Below are 17979 nucleotides of genomic sequence, written 5' to 3' on the forward strand. Positions count from 1 at the left end.
TGATTGTTTTAAAGGTCGTAGAAATTAATAGAGATGTTTTATACTTGACATCTAAATATTTCCTAAGTGCGGAGTTCCTGTACTTTGTATGCCTGTTAATATCCTTGCCATATTACTATTTTTAATCGTTTTTTATTCTTTTTGATTCATCTTCAGAAAAGCCAAAATTACAAAAACATTTTTATACTTATCAATTTAAACTTCGCTTTAATGCCCCCCTTCAAATTACACTTCTTCAAATCAATTTGTTTTAATGCTCGAATATGTTATCAAAAAGCAAAAGGTTTAAAGCAAACGCTTTAAACCTTTTGTTGTTTGATTTGTTTTTATTTCAGCCAATCATAGCCTTTTTCTTCAAGTTCGAGAGCGAGTTCTTTTCCGCCCGACTTCACGATTTTTCCATCGGCAAGTACGTGAACATAATCCGGAACGATGTACTCCAACAAACGCTGATAGTGTGTGATAACAATTACCGCATTGTTTTGGCTTTTTAGTTTGTTTACTCCGTTTGCCACGATACGAAGAGCGTCGATATCCAATCCGGAGTCTGTTTCGTCCAATATTGCGACTTTTGGCTCAAGCATTGCCATTTGGAAGATTTCGTTACGTTTCTTTTCTCCCCCTGAAAAACCTTCGTTGAGCGAACGAGATAAGAAATCTTTGTTGATTTCCAAAAGTTCAGCTTTCTCGCGGATTTTCTTTAGAAGTTCAGCCGCAGGCATTTCCTCTTCACCACGAGCTTTTCTCGCTTCGTTTACCGCAGTTTTTATGAAGTTTGTAACGGAAATTCCGGGGATTTCCACAGGATATTGAAAGGACATAAATATTCCCTTGTGGGCTCTTTCTTCGGGAGCGTCTTCCAAAATGCTTTCTCCTTCCAAAATGATATCTCCCTCAGTAACTTCAAAGTTTTCATTGCCCGAAATCACTGCCGAAAGCGTGGATTTTCCTGCTCCGTTAGGTCCCATAATGGCGTGAACCTCACCTGCTTTTACATTCAGGTTGATGCCTTTTAAAATTTCTTTATCCTCTACAGAGGCGTGTAAGTTCTTTATCTCTAACATTTTATATATTGATTTTTTAATTTATTTTCTATTTTAATTTAAGTGTACTTCCACAGCAGTAGGGAATACTCTTTCAGGGTCAAAGAAAGTAGCACAGCTATTGACAAGGTGTTGAACATCAGATTGTAGCATTCCTTTGAAAACTTGTTTATTATTCACTACAACAGTGACTTCTTTGCTGAAATCCACCAAATTTTGGTTCAAATAAACAACAAATTTTCCTTTCTGCAAAGGAATATGCGTTTTTTGATATTTCGTGAATAACTTCCAACGAGGATTTCTTTCAATTCCCTGATAAGTAACTTCATCAACATTGATACTTACTTTGTTATCAACGATGTCCATCGTGTAACGCACACGTTCTGCTCCACGTTCTTTGATGGCAATGTTATAAAATCCTTTTCGGTAGATGCCGTCCATTGGGAAATCTTCCCAAACTACTTTTTTCGGATGCGGATTACGTGTATATTGCTTTAGCCAAGGTGTCGTAGGGCGATAGTCTATTCCGTGTCCTTTGTTAGGAATTAACTCAATATGATGTACAAATCCCTGAGGGTCTTCGGCTTTAAACTTTTCAAATTCTTCTTTTGCATATCGAGTAAATAAATCCCGATGAAACATATTATCGTTTGCCCCTGTTCGGAGTGAAAAAGCAATATTTCGGCAGTTTTCTACCGGAGCGTTTATGAGTGGTTCGCCTCCTGCCATCGGACCTGCTCCCGCTAAATAATCAGCATAAAAAGAAGCTAATCGCTGACTTCCGTAACCTCCTTCAGATATTCCGAAGAAATACACTCTATTAGCGTCTACTTTCCCTGAAAGAAAAGCCAATCGGAGTAGTTTCTCCCAAGCAAATTGTTTTGACTTTTGCCACCAACGATATAGTTCGCCCGTATTGGGAATTTGCGGAATGAAATAGGCAGATGGAGCATCTTCAAAGCGTTGTGCAAGAATCTTTCCGTTAGCCCACTCCTGATGTTTATCGCCCGACCCGTGCATATACACAAAAAGCGGATACCCTTTTTCAGGTTGATTACCTTTGGAAGCCCAATAGAAAGGCATTGTAGCATTTGCCTCCAAGTTAGCAGGAAGTTGCCAACGATTGCCTTGAGTAGCATTGGTAAGAGGAGCTAAATCTCCTAACTTCTCTTCAGAAAAACTTTGGTTTGCTTCTTTCCAACTTTGCCAAATTTCTTGTTGCGTATGGGCTATTTCAGTAAGCGACAAGGTTTTCCCTTCTTGAAAAGACGTCATTTTACCCGATAGGTGTTCTACGAAAAATTGTTTGACCTTCTCTTTGGATATATTTCCTTTTGGAGCTTCTTGCTCCGGCTTAGGGATTTCTTGTTCTTTTGAGGGTTCAGTATGTTCTGCTTTGCTGCAAGATGTACTTACCAAAGCCCAAAGTGTGATGAATAAAAATGCTTGTTTCATAAATCGTTATGTTTGTAATAGTAGTTATATGTCAGTTATTTTTGGTTTTATTTAAGGTGTGATGTTACCTTTCTTTGTTTGGAAAATATTGTGTACGGACGTATTGCAATATGCCCCTACGGGAAAATATCTCATATCATATCACTATGCACAATGTAAGGGCAAAAGATGTTTTGCCCCTACGGGGAAATATTTCATATCACATTGCCCTACATAATGTACGGGCGTATTGCAATACGCCCTTACAGGAAAACACCTCATATCACATTGCTATACACAATGTACGGGCGAAATGTTTTCCGCCCCTACATTTTTTTGTTTTGTACCACCTTGCGGACTTATCTTTTATCCTCAATGCCAAATTCTCGCCACTGACTTTGCTGATAATCCATCTTGGTTCTTTTCCGAGCAACCGATTGTTTGTCGGTAAGCAGCTTGAGTTGCTTATCGAACTCCTCAGTTTTCGATTTTAAATCGGCTTTGAGCTTCTCTTGTTCGCTGTTTAGGGTTTCGACTTTGTTTTTTAAGGCTTCCAACTCATTGATAAAAGCCTCATCAATCCCTGCGGGTAGATTATCCTTGTGATTTCTAAGCCCGTCAATCATTAACTTTACAGATTTGATGTTTTCTGCATACGATTTCCTTGCCATAATAATTCGATTTTAATGGTTAATATTCCGTTTAAGCCTTCCACCTTTGTTATCCATTAGCTTTTGGGCTATTCCATTAAAAAAACAAGCAAATATCGAGCCAAATATTACTTATTATCAGCTTTTTATGAACGTATTTATCAACAGTTTTTGTTTTTGTAACGTGGATTGTATTTCTGCTGATGTTAATTTATATCTATATTGCTTAAAAAACACCTTATATCACATTGCTCTATACAATGTACGGGCAAAATATCTTATATCATAATTGCTCTACATAATGTACGGGCGTATTGCAATACGCCCCTACGGGGAAACATCTCATATCACATCACTATGCACAATGTAAGGACAAAAGATGTTTTGCCCCTACGGGGAATATCTTACATCATATTGTCCTGCATAATGTACGGGCGTATTGCAATACGCCCCTACGGGAAATATCTTATATCATAATCGCTTTACATAATGTACGGGCGTATTGCAATACGCCCCTACGGGGAAACATCTCATATCACATCACTATGCACAATGTAAGGGCAAAAGATGTTTTGCCCCTACGGGGAAATATTTTATATCATATCGTCCTACACAATATACGGGCGAAATATCTTTCGCCTCTACAAGGAAATGCCTTGTACTATTAGGGATATTGTCCATCTCTTTAGGGATATTGTTCATCCCCTTAGGGAAACACTCTATCCCCTTAGGGAAACACTCTATCCCTTTAGGGGAACACTCTATCCCTTTAGGGAAATGCCTTGTACCATTAAGGATATTGTTCATCCCTTTAGGGAAATGCCTTGTACCATTAAGGATATTGCTCATCCCTTTAGGGAAATACATTATCCCTGATAAAAAATGTTCCATCCCTTTAGGGATTTGTCTCATCCCTTATAGAAAAACAAAATATTTTGATGAAATACACTTTATCTATATAGGGAAATGCTTTATATTACATTATTTTAAACGATGTAAGGGTGTATTGCAATACACCCCTACTGTATTAACGCCTTGTTATGGTTGTTTTCTGTGAAAAATAGCTTGAAACTTGGCTTTTTCATCTTTCTTTTTGAAAAAGATTATTGGGTGTCGAGCCTCTCGACCTATCCGACGCTTCCTTCCAAAGAGATTTCCAATAGTTTCTGAGCTTCTACGGCAAATTCCATCGGAAGTTTGTTTAATACCTCCTTGCTGAAGCCGTTTACAATTAGGGCGATGGCTTTTTCCGTGTCGATACCGCGTTGGTTACAGTAGAAAATTTGGTCTTCCCCGATTTTTGAAGTTGTAGCTTCGTGTTCTATTTGAGCGGTTTTGTTTTTCGCCTCGATGTACGGGAAGGTATGAGCTCCGCACTCGTTGCCCATCAAAAGGGAATCACACTGCGAGAAGTTTCGTGCATTCTCGGCATTCGGGCTAACTTTCACCAATCCTCGGTAAGAATTCTGCGATTGTCCGGCAGAAATTCCTTTTGAAATAATAGTTGAACGCGTATTTTTCCCTAAGTGAATCATTTTAGTTCCTGTATCCGCCTGTTGGAAGTGATTTGTTACGGCGATGGAGTAAAATTCCCCAATCGAATTATCACCTTTGAGCACACACGATGGATATTTCCAAGTTACTGCGGAACCTGTCTCGACCTGCGTCCAAGATATTTTGGCGTTCTTTTCACATAGCCCGCGTTTGGTTACAAAATTGAAAACCCCTCCTTTACCATCTTTATCCCCCGGGAACCAATTCTGAACGGTAGAGTATTTTATCTCGGCATCGTCCAAAGCTATCAGCTCCACTACGGCAGCGTGTAATTGGTTTTCGTCACGTTGCGGAGCGGTACATCCTTCAAGATAAGACACGTAGCTACCTTCATCGGCAATTACCAATGTACGCTCGAACTGCCCTGTACCTGCCTGATTGATTCGGAAATACGTAGAAAGCTCCATCGGACAACGAACGCCTTTGGGTACATAACAGAAAGACCCATCGGAAAATACCGCCGAGTTCAGGGCAGCATAGAAATTGTCGGTTTTAGGTACGACAGAGCCGATGTATTTTTTCACCAATTCGGGGTGTTCTTGAATGGCTTCGGAGATAGAACAGAATATGATTCCTTTTTCTGCTAACGTCTTTTTGAAAGTTGTCGCCACCGAAACGGAATCCATCACGATGTCCATCGCAACAGGGGCAACGCCTGTTAAACGTTTCTGCTCTTCGATGGAAATACCCAATTTGTTAAAAGTTTCAAGAAGTTTTGGGTCTACTTCATCTAAACTTTCGTATTGAGGTTTCTGCTTGAGTGCGGAATAATACGAAATATCTTGGAAATCAGGTTTTTCGTATTTTACATTTGCCCATTCGGGTTCTTCCATTTCTTTCCAAATGCGGAAAGCCTCAAGACGCCAATTGGTCATCCACTCAGGCTCGTTTTTCTTTTTGGAAATCGCAATTACAATTTCCTCATTGAGCCCCTTTGGGAATGTTTCGGCTTCGATATCGGTATAAAAACCATAGGCATACTCCTTGGTTTGTAGTTCGTCACGTAAATCGTCTTCTGTGTATTTTGCCATTTTTCTTTGATTAAAAAATTAAATGATTAAAAGATTAAAAAAATAAATGAGGAGAGAATCAATCCTGTTAGGTTTAATCAATTATTTACTCCGTTTGTTATCATTATTTTTTAAATAATCAATAAATTTTGAAAGCTGAACGGATATCTCTCTGCAATGCTCTTTTAAATCTTCTGTATTGATGTGGTAAATTTTGTTACAAATATTAAGCATATTTCTTACTTCTGCACAACTTCCCTTTGCATATTTTAAAAATCGTACAAATTGTGCGTTGTTATTATATTCTGAACCTTCTGCAATATTATTTGAAATAGATAAAATAGCACGTTTCATCTGATTAGAAAATTCAAATTCATTTTTCAAATGTTGATGATTTAACAATTCAAAGACTTTTTGGGTTAGAGCTAAAGTTTCTTTATAGACTCTAAAACTTTCAAACTCCTGCGCCATATTTTTTTTTAATTATTTAATCTTTAAATCTTTGAATGAATAATAATCTTACAACGAAAAACTCTCTCCGCAGCCGCAAGTTCTGTTAGCGTTGGGATTGTTGAATACAAAGCCTTTTCCGTTAAGTCCGCCTGAATATTCAAGGATTGTACCTACCAAATAGAGAAAACTTTTTTTGTTTACAGCAATGCGTATTCCGTTGTTTTCAAATATTTTATCGTCGGCATCAGTAGTTTTATCGAATTTTAGTTCGTAGGAAAGTCCGCTACAACCACCGCTTTTTACGCCCACACGTACAAAATCGGTTGTAGGGTCGAAATTATCATCTTCCATTAAGGAAATTAGTTTCTTTTTTGCTTGTTCAGATACTTGAATCATTGTGTTTTATGTTTTGATTACTTTCTAAAAAAAGCTAAATATATGATATATATCAGGTTTTGTTGGCAAAAATAGCACATATAATTCAAATACCAACATATATACAATTAAATTATACGTATGTTGGTATAAGATTTTCTTATTATTAATCTGTAAGTGGTTGAAAAATAGTTAGAGTTTTGTTGAAAGCTATTTTGAAATGGTATCTAACAAACTGCGAACTTTATCACTATTCCAATTTGCAATTCGTTCGCTTTTTGCTCGGACAACTCCGTGTTTGTCAATGATATATCCCGAAGGTATTTTTTCTGCATCAAAAGGCATTTTCTCACCTATGATTAAATAAGTCACTTTAAAGTTATAGCCTCTCTTGGACATTAATTCTTCTACCGGAGAAGGCAATTCATTAGTAATTATATAGAAATCAACTTTCTCTTTGTAGTCATTGTAGAGCTTTTGTATGCCAGATAAATCGGCAACACTGGTAACTCTCCACGATGACCAGAAATAAACAAAGGAAGGTTTCTTTCCTTCTGACTGAGAAAAGTTGAACTCTTTATTATCTCGGTCTTTTAATTTCCAATCAAAGTCAATTTTATATTGTTCATTGGTAGGAAGAACTTCAACCGAGCTGGAAAATATCCGTTGTAAGATTATCTTACTTTCATATCCCAAAGGAGTTACGAAAAAAGCGAGAACTAATAAAATCAGTCCGAGGTTCAAAACAGTTCTTAGTTTCATTTATATACAAAATTTATGTGGACAAAGATATGAAATATGTAACTATTTATGCAATCTACCTACTGAAAGTTTTCATAGGATTATTTTTATATTATCTGAGTACAATGCAGAAACGACAATCCCTTATAGTTTATATAGGGAATTGTCGTTTCTTTTTATGTTTATTTAGTGAGATTACTCGTAAATTGCTTGAATTCCTGGAAGTACTAACCCTTCAAGACTTTCTAACATGGCACCTCCACCTGTAGAAACATAGCTTACTTTGTTCTCAAAACCAAATTGTTTCACAGCTGCTACTGAATCTCCACCTCCCACAAGTGAGAAAGCTCCTTTTTTGGTAGCCTCATCAATGAAATTACCTATTTCGATAGTTCCTTTAGCAAATGTAGGCATTTCGAAAACTCCCACTGGCCCATTCCAAAGGATTGTTTTTGACTTTAATATAACCTCTTTAAAATTCGCTAAACTTTTTGTACCTGCGTCTAATCCTTGCCATCCGTCAGGAATGTTGGTAATATCCACTTCTTGTGTTTTAGCATCATTGCTGAAATCATCGGCTGCAACCACGTCTACGGGTAGATGCACTTCAACTCCTTTGCTTTTCGCTTTTGCTAAAATATCTAATGCTAATTGCAATTTATCATCTTCGCATATAGAATTTCCTACTTTACCTCCTTGTGCTTTAATGAATGTATATGCCATACCTCCACCGATAATCAAGTGGTTTACTTTATCCAAGATATTTTCGATGATGGTTATTTTTGAAGACACTTTCGAACCTCCTAAAATAGCAGTTACAGGTTTTTCTCCTGATTTCATCACTTTATCAATACTTTCGATTTCTTTAGCTAATAAATATCCGAAGCATTTGTTATTCGGAAAGAATTTTGCAACGATTGTGGTCGAGGCATGAGCTCGGTGTGCTGTTCCAAAAGCGTCGTTTACGTAGATATCTCCCAATTTTGCCAATTTGCTAGAAAACTCTTCGTTTCCTTTTTCTTCTTCAGCATAGAAACGTAGGTTTTCAAGCAAAAGAATACTTCCAGCAGGAAGACTTGCAACCACTTTTTCTACTTTTTCACCTACACAGTCGTCAACAAATTGAACAGATTTTCCTAATACTTTAGAAACTTCATCCACAATATGTCTGAGTGAGTATTTGTCATTTCTTTCTCCTTTTGGACGACCTAAGTGGCTCATTAAAACTACACTACCTCCATCTTTCAATATTTTTTCGATGGTTGGTTTTGCTGCCTCGATACGCGTTGTATCAGTTACTTTAAAATTCTCGTCTAAAGGCACGTTGAAATCCACACGGATCAACGCTTTTTTGTCTTTGAAATTAAAATTGTCTATGGTTTTCATCGTATGTAATGAATTATAATTATATTTTTTTAAAGCCTCAAAGTTACAAATTTCTAAAAAGAAAAACAACTTTATGGTTCTGAAAGTTTTAAGCTACATCTTTTTGGGAGGGTAAAATATTGTTCATCAATAACATATCTTTGTCAACATCTAACTTTACTATTAAGAAGTACTATAAATTTACATGTATGCGAAAAAACAAATAGAACCAGAAAAATTGTGATTTTTAGCAAAATAATGATTTGACTGTAAACATATATGCTTTTTTTAATTATCTTTGTGCCTTAAGATTTTGAAATAAAAAATTCTTTTGATATTGTGAGTCTCCAAACTTTATTTGGCGATTACTTTATTTTATAGAAATTATACACAAAAAACTTGACATGAACATAACCGAAGAAAACAGAAAATGGTTGGATGATTTGCAGTTACCACATCCGTTGGTGATTGCTGGACCTTGTAGTGCTGAAACTGAAGAGCAAGTGCTAAGCATCGCTTGGGAATTGAAAAACACTAAAGTATCTTTCTTTAGAGCAGGTATTTGGAAACCTCGTACACGTCCTGGCATGTTTGAAGGAGTTGGGGCTTTAGGTTTGAAGTGGTTGCAAAGAGTAAAGCAAGAAACGGGTATGAAAGTAGCTACTGAAGTAGCCAACAAAGACCATGTAAAACTTGCCTTAGAGCATGACATTGATATGCTTTGGATAGGAGCTCGTTCCACCGTAAGTCCTTTTATTATTCAAGAAATTGCTGATGAGTTAAGGAATACAGATAAAATTATTTTAGTTAAGAATCCAGTGAATCCAGATTTACCATTATGGATTGGAGCTTTAGAGCGTTTGCAACGCGCAGGTGTTAAGAACTTAGGTGTTATCCATCGAGGGTTTTCTACGTACGAAAAAACAAAATACAGAAATATCCCAGAATGGCAAATAGCAATTGAATTGCAGAACAAATTTCCTGATCTTCCGTTACTTTGTGACCCTTCGCATATTACGGGGAATCGTGAGATGATTTTTGATGTATCGCAAACTGCTTTAGATCTCAACTTTGATGGGTTGATGATTGAAACACACATTTCTCCAGATCAAGCATGGAGTGATGCGGCTCAGCAAGTTACCCCAAAAAAACTAACGGAAATCATCAAACAATTGCAGGTGCGTAACAAAACAGCTTCGGAAGAAGATTACCAAAATACTCTGACTGAATTGCGTTCAAACATTGATGTTATTGACGATCAACTGCTTGACCTTCTCAAGAAACGTATGACCTTTTCCGACAGTATTGGGAAGTTAAAACGTGAAAAAAACGTAGCGGTACTTCAAAACTCTCGTTGGTACACCATTTTAGGAAAGATGATTGTCGAAGGACAGCAACGAGGATTGAGTGAAGAATTTATCTCAAAAATATACAAAGCCATCCATCAAGAGTCAATCAATCGACAAGAGAAAATAGTTAATAGTTAGACAAATCAACTGTAGAGACGCAAAAGCTGTGTCTCTACAGGTCGAATTTCGCCTTTTTACTTCCTTCATACATCTTGTAATTGAGAAGTTTGCTTTCTAACTTCCCATTAAAAAGCTTTATTTTTCGGGATGGACGTAATCCTACGAATTTTAATGCTTCTAAATTTGAAGTGATGAACCAAGCGTCGGTGTTTGGATATTTGTTTTTAAGCGTGTTCCCAATTGATTCGTAAAATTTTTGTACATCAATATGTAACCGTTCATTGTACGGAGGATTGAATGCTATAAATAAAGGTCTCTTTTTATCTTCTTTTTCAGTTTCAAAGAAATTTTTCTGACGAATTTCGATATAATCCGACAGATTCGCATTTTTTAGATTTTCCTTAGCTTTCGCCACTGCCGATGGAGCTTTGTCATAGCCAACTAATTGGTAATTGAACTCTCTCGTTTTTTTTAGGCTACTGTCGAAAATCTTTTCAAACAAATCAGCATCATAGTCGTTCCATTTCTCAAACGCGAATTCACGACGATGGATATTAGGAGGGATATTGCAGGCGATCATAGCTGCTTCAATTAAAAATGTACCACTGCCGCACATCGGATCCAGAAAATCAGATTGACCTTGCCAACCACTCAACAATAAAATTCCAGCGGCAAGTACCTCGTTGATGGGAGCTATATTGGTCGCCGAGCGATAACCTCGATGGTGTAACGAAGCCCCTGAACTGTCCAATGAAACGGTAACTTCATTTTTTTGAATATGTATATGTAGTTGTAAATCAGGGTGTAATGTATCTACATTTGGGCGTCTCCCTATTTTTTCACGAAATCTATCTACTATGGCATCTTTAGCTCGTAGACCAACATATTGAGAATGGTTGAACATGTCCGTTTGTAAGGTAACAGAAATAGCAAACGTTTGATTAACAGAGAAATATCTGTCCCATTGAAAATCATACAGTTTCTGATAGTAGTCTTTGTCTGTTCGGATAAAAAATTTAGTAATTGGCTTCAAGACTTTTAAGGCAGTTCTCAAACACAAATTAGCTTTGTACATAAATCCTTTATCTCCTTCAAAAGATACTACACGAACTCCTTTTTCAACGTTTGTAGCTCCTAAATTCCGAAGCTCATCAGCTAAAATATCTTCAAAACCAAAAAAAGTTTTGGCTAACATTCTATAATTTTTTTCCATAGTAACAAAAAACAGATGGCAAATATAGGAATAATATGTCTAATTATGAATTATAAATTATGGTTGTTCTATTAGTTTGGACAAAATGTCTAAAAAAGTAGCACGTGGAATTTCTTTAGCTCCCATTTTTTCCAAGTATTCACTGTGAATTTGACAATCGACTAATTCAATTTCGGGATGTTCTTGCAAGAAGACAATGAAGCCATACTGAGAAGCATTGTTTCGTTTGCTAAACATACTTTCTCCACAAAAAATCCCGTTCAATTTAATGCCATAAAGTCCCCCAACAAGTTCCTCATTTTCCCAAACTTCAACCGAATAGGCAAACCCTTGATGATGGAGTTCGATGTAGGCTTCAATTATTTCAGGATGAATCCATGTGCTATCTTGACCTTTACGTGAAATACTGGCACATTGAGTGATGATTTCTTTAAAATGTTGATTGTAAGTCACTTTGTAAGGTTTCTTTTTTAGTAACTTTCTCATGTTTTTAGAAACATGTAACTCTTTTGGGAAAAGTACAAATCGTGGATCGGGTGACCACCATAGAATGGGTTCTTCGTCACTATACCAAGGGAAAATTCCTTTGCGATAGGCTTCGAGTAGTCGTTTACAGGTCAGATTTCCTCCAAAGGCTACTATGCCTTCTACCGCTTTTTCAACTGATGGGAAAGGGGTGTTTTCGTATAAAAAAGTGAGTTCCATTGATTAATTTCAAATTGGATAGAGAAATACAAAAAAGCAATATAACCAATTGATTATATTGCTTTTATATTTTACAATAGCATACGCTTTTTTTTCATTATACTTCCTCTTGATCTTTCAAATGTTGGATGTACTGAGCGCGTTGCAATTGACTTCTTCTTTTTACAGAAGGTTTTGTAAAATGTTGTCTTTCACGAAGTTGACGCACAACTCCTGTTCTGTCAAATTTTCTTTTATAGCGTTTTAAAGCTTTATCAATGCTTTCTCCGTCTTTAATTGGTATTATTAACATAGTCTATACACCTCCTCTCATTTAGGGTTGCAAATATGCAACTTATTTTCGAATCTCGCAAATTAAATGTATTTTTTTATTGTAAGAAAACATATAAAAGAATTAAAACGCTTCCTTCGATGAGAAAATTACATGATATGCACAATTTTATCCGCCAAAACGTATGCCTAAGGATAATGGATATTCTTTCACTGAATTGTTTCGGAATAGTGGAACTAAATTATATTTGGCATAGAATACCGAAGATCTGTAACCGAAGTGAGCAGAAATTCCATATATCCAGTCATTTACATGGAAATTCCCTTTGTTTACATCACGAACTCCTCCATTTTCTTGGTAGCACAACACTTGTTTGGAATTTAAAAGTACACCTACGTATGCCCCTATTCCTGCACGAAAGTTTCTTTTATAGGGATAATACGTTTTCCCATTTTTCTCATAGCTTGGCGTTAAGTCAATTTCCAAATTTACAGGTAGAGTCAAATAAAAGTTTTTAAATTTTGATTTATTTAGTGAAGTTCGGAATGGTTCGATGGTGGTTGTACCATCACTATTGGCTACAAAGTAATCGTTGTTCTTCATTTTTAATTTGTTCATCACCCATGATACACCATAATTTAGATGAAGTAAATTACTGTTTTTAAACACCCTAACATTTCGAGAATAACCAATCTCAACCGATTTTGACCCCCAGACTCTGAATTTATCCCCTCCAAAGTTTTCACTACCATTTAGCGTGTGGAATCCCAAAGCAAAGTTAAATCCTCCTTTGGACGTACGGTAACGGTTGTATATTCTTACAATTTGACTTTTCTCTGCTCTTTCTCCTGTGGCTTTAATGTAGTAAATTTCATCGTTTATCACAATTTTTTCGTGAGTATCCTTTTTTTGGGTTTCTTCCACTGGTTTTTCTATCAATGAATCTAATTTAGCAAGGGCTTTCATATAGGCTTCACTGTTTACAATTGAATCCGTTGCGATGGTTTTAGATCTTAAAATAGTAATGAGTTTCTCCCTTTCTAAGGCTGTTTTAGTTTGTATGTTCCTACGGCTTTCTTCGGCGATTTGTCTTCGCAATCGTTCGCCTTCATCTTTGGACACTTCTTTCTTGTCCACCATATCATCAATCAAAACAAGTTTTTGTTTTAACAGTTTTTTCTCAGCCGTAATAACAGAGTCTATGGCTTGTTTTGCTTGTTCAATAGCTTGATTTTCTTTTTTTTGAGCTTTTAAACTCCCTAAACATAAAAGAGTAATTGTTACTAAAATTGTGTTTTTCATTGGTATATATTTTTTAGATTAATCATTAGAAAGTGCGTATTTCAATTTGTCATATTCGGTAGAAACTTTGTCGAAAAATTGTTTTATACGGTCTTTAAAAGTCTCTTTATCAGACTCTTGTAACATTGTGTCGACATTGATTTTTGATTCAACGTATTGGTCTATATTTATTTCTGTTGAGGCAATTAACAGCAATTCTTCGGCAGAAATATTTTGAAAGTTCATCGCCTGATAGATACTATCTACTTTACTCTCAAAGGATACATCTTGATTGAGCAGTGCGATCATCTTATCTGCTGACACATCACTCAACACCTCGTCTATATAAGCATCTAATTCCTTATCTCTTTGATTTTTAATAGAAGAATTAGTCTTTTTGGAGGAATTACTATCTTGAATAACAATAGCTTTTTGAGATATTACATCAAATGTTTCTTTCAGGTTTTCTGGCTGATTTTTTATCTCATTCTCTAACTTCACCCCTGATTTAACAATTTGATTTTCAATAATTTGATTTTCAGAAAATGGTTTCATAAACCATAATCCTACAGCAATTAGTATCGTTAAACAACCCGCCAGGGCATAGTATCTTGTTTTTCGCATAGTAGATGCCTGTTGTTGATCAAGCTGTTGTTCTAATTCACTCCACAAATCGCGTTTGGGAGTGATAGTTCGGTTCTTAAAAGTTTCTTTTATATTTTTTTTCAGATGATTTTCCATTGTGAATTGTTTTTTTGTTTAATTTTTCTTTCAATAACTTTTTAGCATATGCCAATTGCGATTTTGATGTTCCAACAGAAATGCCTAACTCGTTGGAAATATGTTTATGATCATAATCTTCAAATACATACAAGTTGAAAACAAGACGACATCCGACAGGCAATTCATCAATAAATGATTGAATATATTCCTCTTCAAATTGATGGTTGCTACTTAATTCATCTAAAGAATCTAAAGAATCATCCCATTCGGAATACGTTACTTTTTGAATTTTACTCCTTTGAAAATCAATACATTCATTTACAATAATTTTTCGCATCCATGCAAAAAAGTGTTGTTTTTCTTCGTAGGCATGTAAATGAGTAAGTATTTTAAAAAAGGCTTTTACTAAAATATCTTCAGCAAAATGTTCATCTTTGATGTATAGTCGGCAAATGCTCAATAAAGTAGGAGCATAAGCGTCATAGAGTTGTTTTTGAGCCAAACGGTCATTTTGCTTAGCACGTTCGATGACATGTCGCTGTTCGAATGCTATATTGATGGTTTTCGCCATAAGTTCATTTGCTTTTCTATCCATATAAACGAAATCTCCTTTCCAGAGGTTGGAAAGGAGTGTATTTTTTTTAAAAAAATTTCTGTTGTCAAAAGATGATGCCAAAGGTAATTTACGAAAATAAATTCCACGAAATTCCCAAACGTAAAATAACATCACGATAGGGTTGCTGTGGTGCTGAATAGTAATTATACTGTGGGTTTTTAAAAACTCTGTCCATCAAAAAGGGATTGAAATGTTCTATCATAAAGTATATCCGCATGGTTCGCACTTTTGCATTCAAAAAGAAATCGACCATTGGAAAACCTCCCGTTTTTTCAGTGGTTTGCACTTCAAATTCTGCTAAAAGAGGGTTGTAACGATTGGAATAATATTTCGTGAAGTAATTTAATCCCAAACCTGTTTCTAAGTACATCGCTTTATTAAATAAATCCGAAGCGTAGTAGAAGGCATTGCGTGTAACAAAGTTAGGAACGTTCAATACTAAGTCATTCTGAACTACATTCTGGTAAAGAACTGTATTGTCCAATCGGAATTTTCTAAAAGCGAATTCTTTTTCTAATTTGACTTTCAGATATTGTATATTCCCCGAATATTGTACAGGAACCGATTGCTCCCGTTCATCTCTCTGAGCAGGTTGGAGTTGAAAGAAAGTGTAATTGTTTATGTTTGAAATACTTACGGAAGCATTTCCCCATTGAGTTTTTAAATCTCCGTACAAACTTTGCCTATTTTCTTTACCAAAAGAACCGTAATTATCCCAATTGTAGTTCTTATAATCACTTTGGTACAATAAAAAATTGAAATTAGGCATTGTCGAATGGAGGCTTATTCCAGCTGTGATTCCATTTTTTTTATCAAAATTATAGGATAGTTTTCCGTGCAATTTGGTTCCCGTCATTTTACCCACAAATGTCTGTTCCCCTTCAGCATCAATTACAAATCCAGCTACTTTTTTATTCCATTGCATGGCTAAACTTAGATCAGTATCCTTAATTTGATAGCGTTGCAGTACTCCCGATTTGTAAAAAGCATTACGGAAAAAATAATTATAGAAATAAGCATTCCCGTACACGAATGTTTTTCCCAGATAAGGCAACTCAAGTTCAGCACCCACGGTATTAATCATCTTTTGTAACTGCATTCGGTCGTTGATATTAGCAGACACATAAGATTCTCCAAAAAACTCACTTGCTGAGGCTTGGTTAAACTTGTAGTATTCGGTTTCGTACAAAAACCGATGACGCAAACGAATCTGCTTGTAGGAAGCTAACGAATCCCGATTGCGTAAAAAAGCGTAATCCTGTTGAAAAAAATAACGTTTACTTTCACGTAGATTGGTAGCTTCCGACAGATTCACATCCATTACAGCTCTATTCCTGAATTGCTTGTCGGCAGATTCGAACTGCTCCAAGGAAGTAATCCCTCCATTTTCTTGACTTTCAATATCATGTCCTGCATAATGGGCAAAGAGAGTATATTTCTTATTCGGAGATATGTAGGAACCTCCTATTCTGAGATTTCCATTGCTAACCAAAATCTGCTGATATTTTCCCAAAGAACGCAGTCCTCTGTATCCAATAAAAACATTAATATTTGGTTTTAAATTTACTGAAAATAAAGCGTTTGCCATCTGTCCTTGTTCCATTCCTGAACGGTAAGAAAGTTCGGTCAAAGGGGTGGGTAATAGATAATATTTTATATCTTCAGTAGTAAGATAAAGTTGTTTTTTAGCTTCAGCACCCATAGAAGCAAGATAGTCCTGCTGAATATGGTCGTAAACCATTGTATTATATGGTTGTGCCATATTTGAGAAAGGCATTTTTCCAAATATATCTTTCTGCCAAACATTACTTTTATAGTATTTCTTTATGGATAAAGTAGTATCGACGGCTATAGTATCACGCATATAGCTGATTATTTTATAGTCGTTTGCTGTGAAAGTAATACTGTCTTTCTTTTTGGTAGAACGCATTGATTTAAAGGTAATTCCTTCGTTTTTTGTTTTATCTTCCTGAGCCATAAGTTCAAAAGATAGCAAGAAAACCAAAAAGACATATACGTATGTTAGTTTCATATTTTTCTCATAATTTAAAATAATTTTCCTTGTACATTCGGATTTACCTTACCTAAATGTTTATATGCCAAATCGGTAACCTCTCTACCACGAGGTGTTCTCACGATGAATCCCTCTTGAATGAGGAATGGTTCATAAACCTCTTCGATAGTTTCAGGACTTTCCGAAACAGCTGTAGCTAAGGTAGTTATACCTACAGGCCCTCCTTTGAACTTATCTATTAGAGTAGCAAGTATTTTATTATCCATTTCGTCCAAACCATGAGCATCAACATTAAGAGCTTTTAATCCAAAGCGGGTGATTTCCATATCAATTTTTCCGTTACCTTTGATTTGGGCAAAATCTCGGATTCGACGCAGCAACGCATTGGCAATACGTGGAGTTCCTCTACTTCGACTTGCTAATTCAATAGCAGCTTCCGTTGAAATGGGCACTTTCAAAATCGAAGCACTTCGTTGGACGATGTCAGCAAGTAGTTCGGTAGTGTAGTACTGCAATCGGCTTTGAATACCAAAACGAGCTCGCATCGGAGCGGTAAGTAATCCCGAACGTGTGGTTGCTCCTACCAAAGTAAAAGGGTTCAAATTAATTTGTACTGTTCGAGCATTAGGCCCTGATTCTATCATTATATCAATTTTGTAATCCTCCATAGCGGAATAGAGGTATTCCTCAACTATGGGACTCAATCGGTGAATTTCGTCAATGAACAACACATCACGTTCTTGTAAATTTGTTAGAAGTCCTGCCAAATCACCTGGTTTGTCGAGTACAGGCCCTGAAGTAATTTTGATGCCCACACCCAACTCATTAGCTAAAATATGAGCCAAAGTGGTTTTTCCCAAGCCAGGAGGACCGTGAAAAAGAGTATGATCAAGAGCCTCTCCTCGCATATTAGCTGCTTTTACAAATACAGTAAGATTCTCCAAAATAGCTTCTTGTCCCGCAAAATCGTCAAACGACAACGGACGTAAAGCTCGTTCAATATCCAACTCTTGAGCCGAATAGTTTTCTTTATTTGGATTCAAATTTTTATTCATTTTTTGA

18 protein-coding genes are annotated in these 17979 nt (G+C 36.1%); 1 reads left to right on the plus strand and 17 read right to left on the minus strand.

The features are described from left to right. Positions 1-326: 326 nt before the first annotated feature. From sufC to pgk, 9 genes are all read right to left on the minus strand, one after another. Positions 327-1064 carry a Fe-S cluster assembly ATPase SufC gene (gene sufC, locus CGC49_RS08965; RefSeq protein WP_013998035.1) on the minus strand — a complete coding sequence of 246 codons (738 nt, stop codon included), beginning with the start codon at positions 1062-1064 and terminating at the stop codon, positions 327-329. A 33-nt stretch (positions 1065-1097) separates the two neighbouring features. Next, on the minus strand, positions 1098-2498 hold the full coding sequence (locus CGC49_RS08970) for a hypothetical protein (RefSeq protein ID WP_095912427.1): 1401 nt from the start codon (positions 2496-2498) through the stop codon (positions 1098-1100). A 338-nt stretch (positions 2499-2836) separates the two neighbouring features. Then, positions 2837-3148: a membrane-binding protein gene (locus CGC49_RS08975; protein WP_095912428.1), complete on the minus strand. Its 312-nt coding sequence runs from the start codon at positions 3146-3148 to the stop codon at positions 2837-2839. 522 nt (positions 3149-3670) lie between these two features. After that, positions 3671-4018: a hypothetical protein gene (locus CGC49_RS08980; protein WP_232745178.1), complete on the minus strand. Its 348-nt coding sequence runs from the start codon at positions 4016-4018 to the stop codon at positions 3671-3673. Positions 4019-4254: 236 nt separating this feature from the next. Continuing rightward, a complete protein-coding gene (sufB, locus tag CGC49_RS08985) occupies positions 4255-5712 on the minus strand; it encodes a Fe-S cluster assembly protein SufB (protein WP_095912429.1) in 1458 nt (485 codons plus the stop codon). Positions 5713-5793: 81 nt separating this feature from the next. Beyond that, positions 5794-6162, minus strand: a complete 369-nt coding sequence (locus CGC49_RS08990) for a four helix bundle protein (RefSeq protein ID WP_095912430.1) — start codon at positions 6160-6162, stop codon at positions 5794-5796. Between the two features lie 48 nt (positions 6163-6210). Beyond that, positions 6211-6540, minus strand: coding sequence for an iron-sulfur cluster assembly accessory protein (locus CGC49_RS08995; protein WP_041986634.1), 330 nt, complete (start codon positions 6538-6540; stop codon positions 6211-6213). A gap of 189 nt (positions 6541-6729) precedes the next feature. Further along, complete coding sequence (locus CGC49_RS09000) at positions 6730-7281, minus strand: redoxin domain-containing protein (RefSeq protein ID WP_095894159.1); 552 nt, start codon at positions 7279-7281, stop codon at positions 6730-6732. 174 nt (positions 7282-7455) lie between these two features. After that, positions 7456-8646, minus strand: coding sequence for a phosphoglycerate kinase (gene pgk / locus CGC49_RS09005; protein WP_042343907.1), 1191 nt, complete (start codon positions 8644-8646; stop codon positions 7456-7458). A 383-nt stretch (positions 8647-9029) separates the two neighbouring features. Here pgk and CGC49_RS09010 point away from each other — a divergent pair, with 383 nt between their 5' ends. Beyond that, the gene (locus CGC49_RS09010) at positions 9030-10112 is read left to right on the plus strand and encodes a bifunctional 3-deoxy-7-phosphoheptulonate synthase/chorismate mutase type II (protein ID WP_095912431.1); all 1083 of its coding nucleotides are present in this window, start codon (positions 9030-9032) and stop codon (positions 10110-10112) included. Between the two features lie 34 nt (positions 10113-10146). Here the strand turns inward: CGC49_RS09010 and CGC49_RS09015 are convergent, their stop codons facing one another. The 8 genes from CGC49_RS09015 to ruvB all read right to left on the minus strand — a co-directional run bounded on the left by CGC49_RS09015 (position 10147) and on the right by ruvB (position 17972). Beyond that, positions 10147-11307, minus strand: a complete 1161-nt coding sequence (locus tag CGC49_RS09015) for a class I SAM-dependent RNA methyltransferase (RefSeq protein ID WP_095912432.1) — start codon at positions 11305-11307, stop codon at positions 10147-10149. 57 nt (positions 11308-11364) lie between these two features. Continuing rightward, positions 11365-12012: a leucyl/phenylalanyl-tRNA--protein transferase gene (gene aat, locus CGC49_RS09020; protein ID WP_042343905.1), complete on the minus strand. Its 648-nt coding sequence runs from the start codon at positions 12010-12012 to the stop codon at positions 11365-11367. Positions 12013-12109: 97 nt separating this feature from the next. Further along, entirely contained in the window at positions 12110-12304 is a 195-nt protein-coding gene (rpsU, locus tag CGC49_RS09025; RefSeq protein ID WP_042007653.1) for a 30S ribosomal protein S21, read from the minus strand. Positions 12305-12451: 147 nt separating this feature from the next. Next, positions 12452-13585, minus strand: coding sequence for a hypothetical protein (locus tag CGC49_RS09030; protein ID WP_095912433.1), 1134 nt, complete (start codon positions 13583-13585; stop codon positions 12452-12454). 18 nt (positions 13586-13603) lie between these two features. Then, the gene (locus CGC49_RS09035; RefSeq protein ID WP_095912434.1) at positions 13604-14305 is read right to left on the minus strand and encodes a hypothetical protein; all 702 of its coding nucleotides are present in this window, start codon (positions 14303-14305) and stop codon (positions 13604-13606) included. Then, positions 14265-14858 (minus strand): RNA polymerase sigma factor, encoded by a 594-nt coding sequence (locus CGC49_RS09040; RefSeq protein ID WP_042347423.1) that lies wholly within the window; start codon positions 14856-14858, stop codon positions 14265-14267. The genes CGC49_RS09035 and CGC49_RS09040 overlap by 41 nt, the downstream gene beginning before the upstream one ends. 112 nt (positions 14859-14970) lie before the next feature. After that, positions 14971-16935 (minus strand): putative porin, encoded by a 1965-nt coding sequence (locus tag CGC49_RS09045; RefSeq protein WP_042343902.1) that lies wholly within the window; start codon positions 16933-16935, stop codon positions 14971-14973. A gap of 14 nt (positions 16936-16949) precedes the next feature. Beyond that, positions 16950-17972 carry a Holliday junction branch migration DNA helicase RuvB gene (gene ruvB, locus CGC49_RS09050; RefSeq protein ID WP_042343901.1) on the minus strand — a complete coding sequence of 341 codons (1023 nt, stop codon included), beginning with the start codon at positions 17970-17972 and terminating at the stop codon, positions 16950-16952. Positions 17973-17979 lie beyond the last annotated feature (7 nt).

The sequence above is a fragment of the Capnocytophaga sp. H4358 genome, assembly GCF_002302515.1.
GTDB lineage: Bacteria > Bacteroidota > Bacteroidia > Flavobacteriales > Flavobacteriaceae > Capnocytophaga > Capnocytophaga canis.

What these genes read in the sequence shown, in the direction of transcription:
- sufC (WP_013998035.1), bottom strand. Translation starts at nt 1,064, where the DNA reads ATGTTAGAGATAAAGAACTTACACGCCTCTGTAGAGGATAAAGAAATT.
- CGC49_RS08970 (WP_095912427.1), bottom strand. Translation starts at nt 2,498, where the DNA reads ATGAAACAAGCATTTTTATTCATCACACTTTGGGCTTTGGTAAGTACA.
- CGC49_RS08975 (WP_095912428.1), bottom strand. Translation starts at nt 3,148, where the DNA reads ATGGCAAGGAAATCGTATGCAGAAAACATCAAATCTGTAAAGTTAATG.
- CGC49_RS08980 (WP_232745178.1), bottom strand. Translation starts at nt 4,018, where the DNA reads ATGGAACATTTTTTATCAGGGATAATGTATTTCCCTAAAGGGATGAGC.
- sufB (WP_095912429.1), bottom strand. Translation starts at nt 5,712, where the DNA reads ATGGCAAAATACACAGAAGACGATTTACGTGACGAACTACAAACCAAG.
- CGC49_RS08990 (WP_095912430.1), bottom strand. Translation starts at nt 6,162, where the DNA reads ATGGCGCAGGAGTTTGAAAGTTTTAGAGTCTATAAAGAAACTTTAGCT.
- CGC49_RS08995 (WP_041986634.1), bottom strand. Translation starts at nt 6,540, where the DNA reads ATGATTCAAGTATCTGAACAAGCAAAAAAGAAACTAATTTCCTTAATG.
- CGC49_RS09000 (WP_095894159.1), bottom strand. Translation starts at nt 7,281, where the DNA reads ATGAAACTAAGAACTGTTTTGAACCTCGGACTGATTTTATTAGTTCTC.
- pgk (WP_042343907.1), bottom strand. Translation starts at nt 8,646, where the DNA reads ATGAAAACCATAGACAATTTTAATTTCAAAGACAAAAAAGCGTTGATC.
- CGC49_RS09010 (WP_095912431.1), top strand. Translation starts at nt 9,030, where the DNA reads ATGAACATAACCGAAGAAAACAGAAAATGGTTGGATGATTTGCAGTTA.
- CGC49_RS09015 (WP_095912432.1), bottom strand. Translation starts at nt 11,307, where the DNA reads ATGGAAAAAAATTATAGAATGTTAGCCAAAACTTTTTTTGGTTTTGAA.
- aat (WP_042343905.1), bottom strand. Translation starts at nt 12,012, where the DNA reads ATGGAACTCACTTTTTTATACGAAAACACCCCTTTCCCATCAGTTGAA.
- rpsU (WP_042007653.1), bottom strand. Translation starts at nt 12,304, where the DNA reads ATGTTAATAATACCAATTAAAGACGGAGAAAGCATTGATAAAGCTTTA.
- CGC49_RS09030 (WP_095912433.1), bottom strand. Translation starts at nt 13,585, where the DNA reads ATGAAAAACACAATTTTAGTAACAATTACTCTTTTATGTTTAGGGAGT.
- CGC49_RS09035 (WP_095912434.1), bottom strand. Translation starts at nt 14,305, where the DNA reads ATGGAAAATCATCTGAAAAAAAATATAAAAGAAACTTTTAAGAACCGA.
- CGC49_RS09040 (WP_042347423.1), bottom strand. Translation starts at nt 14,858, where the DNA reads ATGGCGAAAACCATCAATATAGCATTCGAACAGCGACATGTCATCGAA.
- CGC49_RS09045 (WP_042343902.1), bottom strand. Translation starts at nt 16,935, where the DNA reads ATGAAACTAACATACGTATATGTCTTTTTGGTTTTCTTGCTATCTTTT.
- ruvB (WP_042343901.1), bottom strand. Translation starts at nt 17,972, where the DNA reads ATGAATAAAAATTTGAATCCAAATAAAGAAAACTATTCGGCTCAAGAG.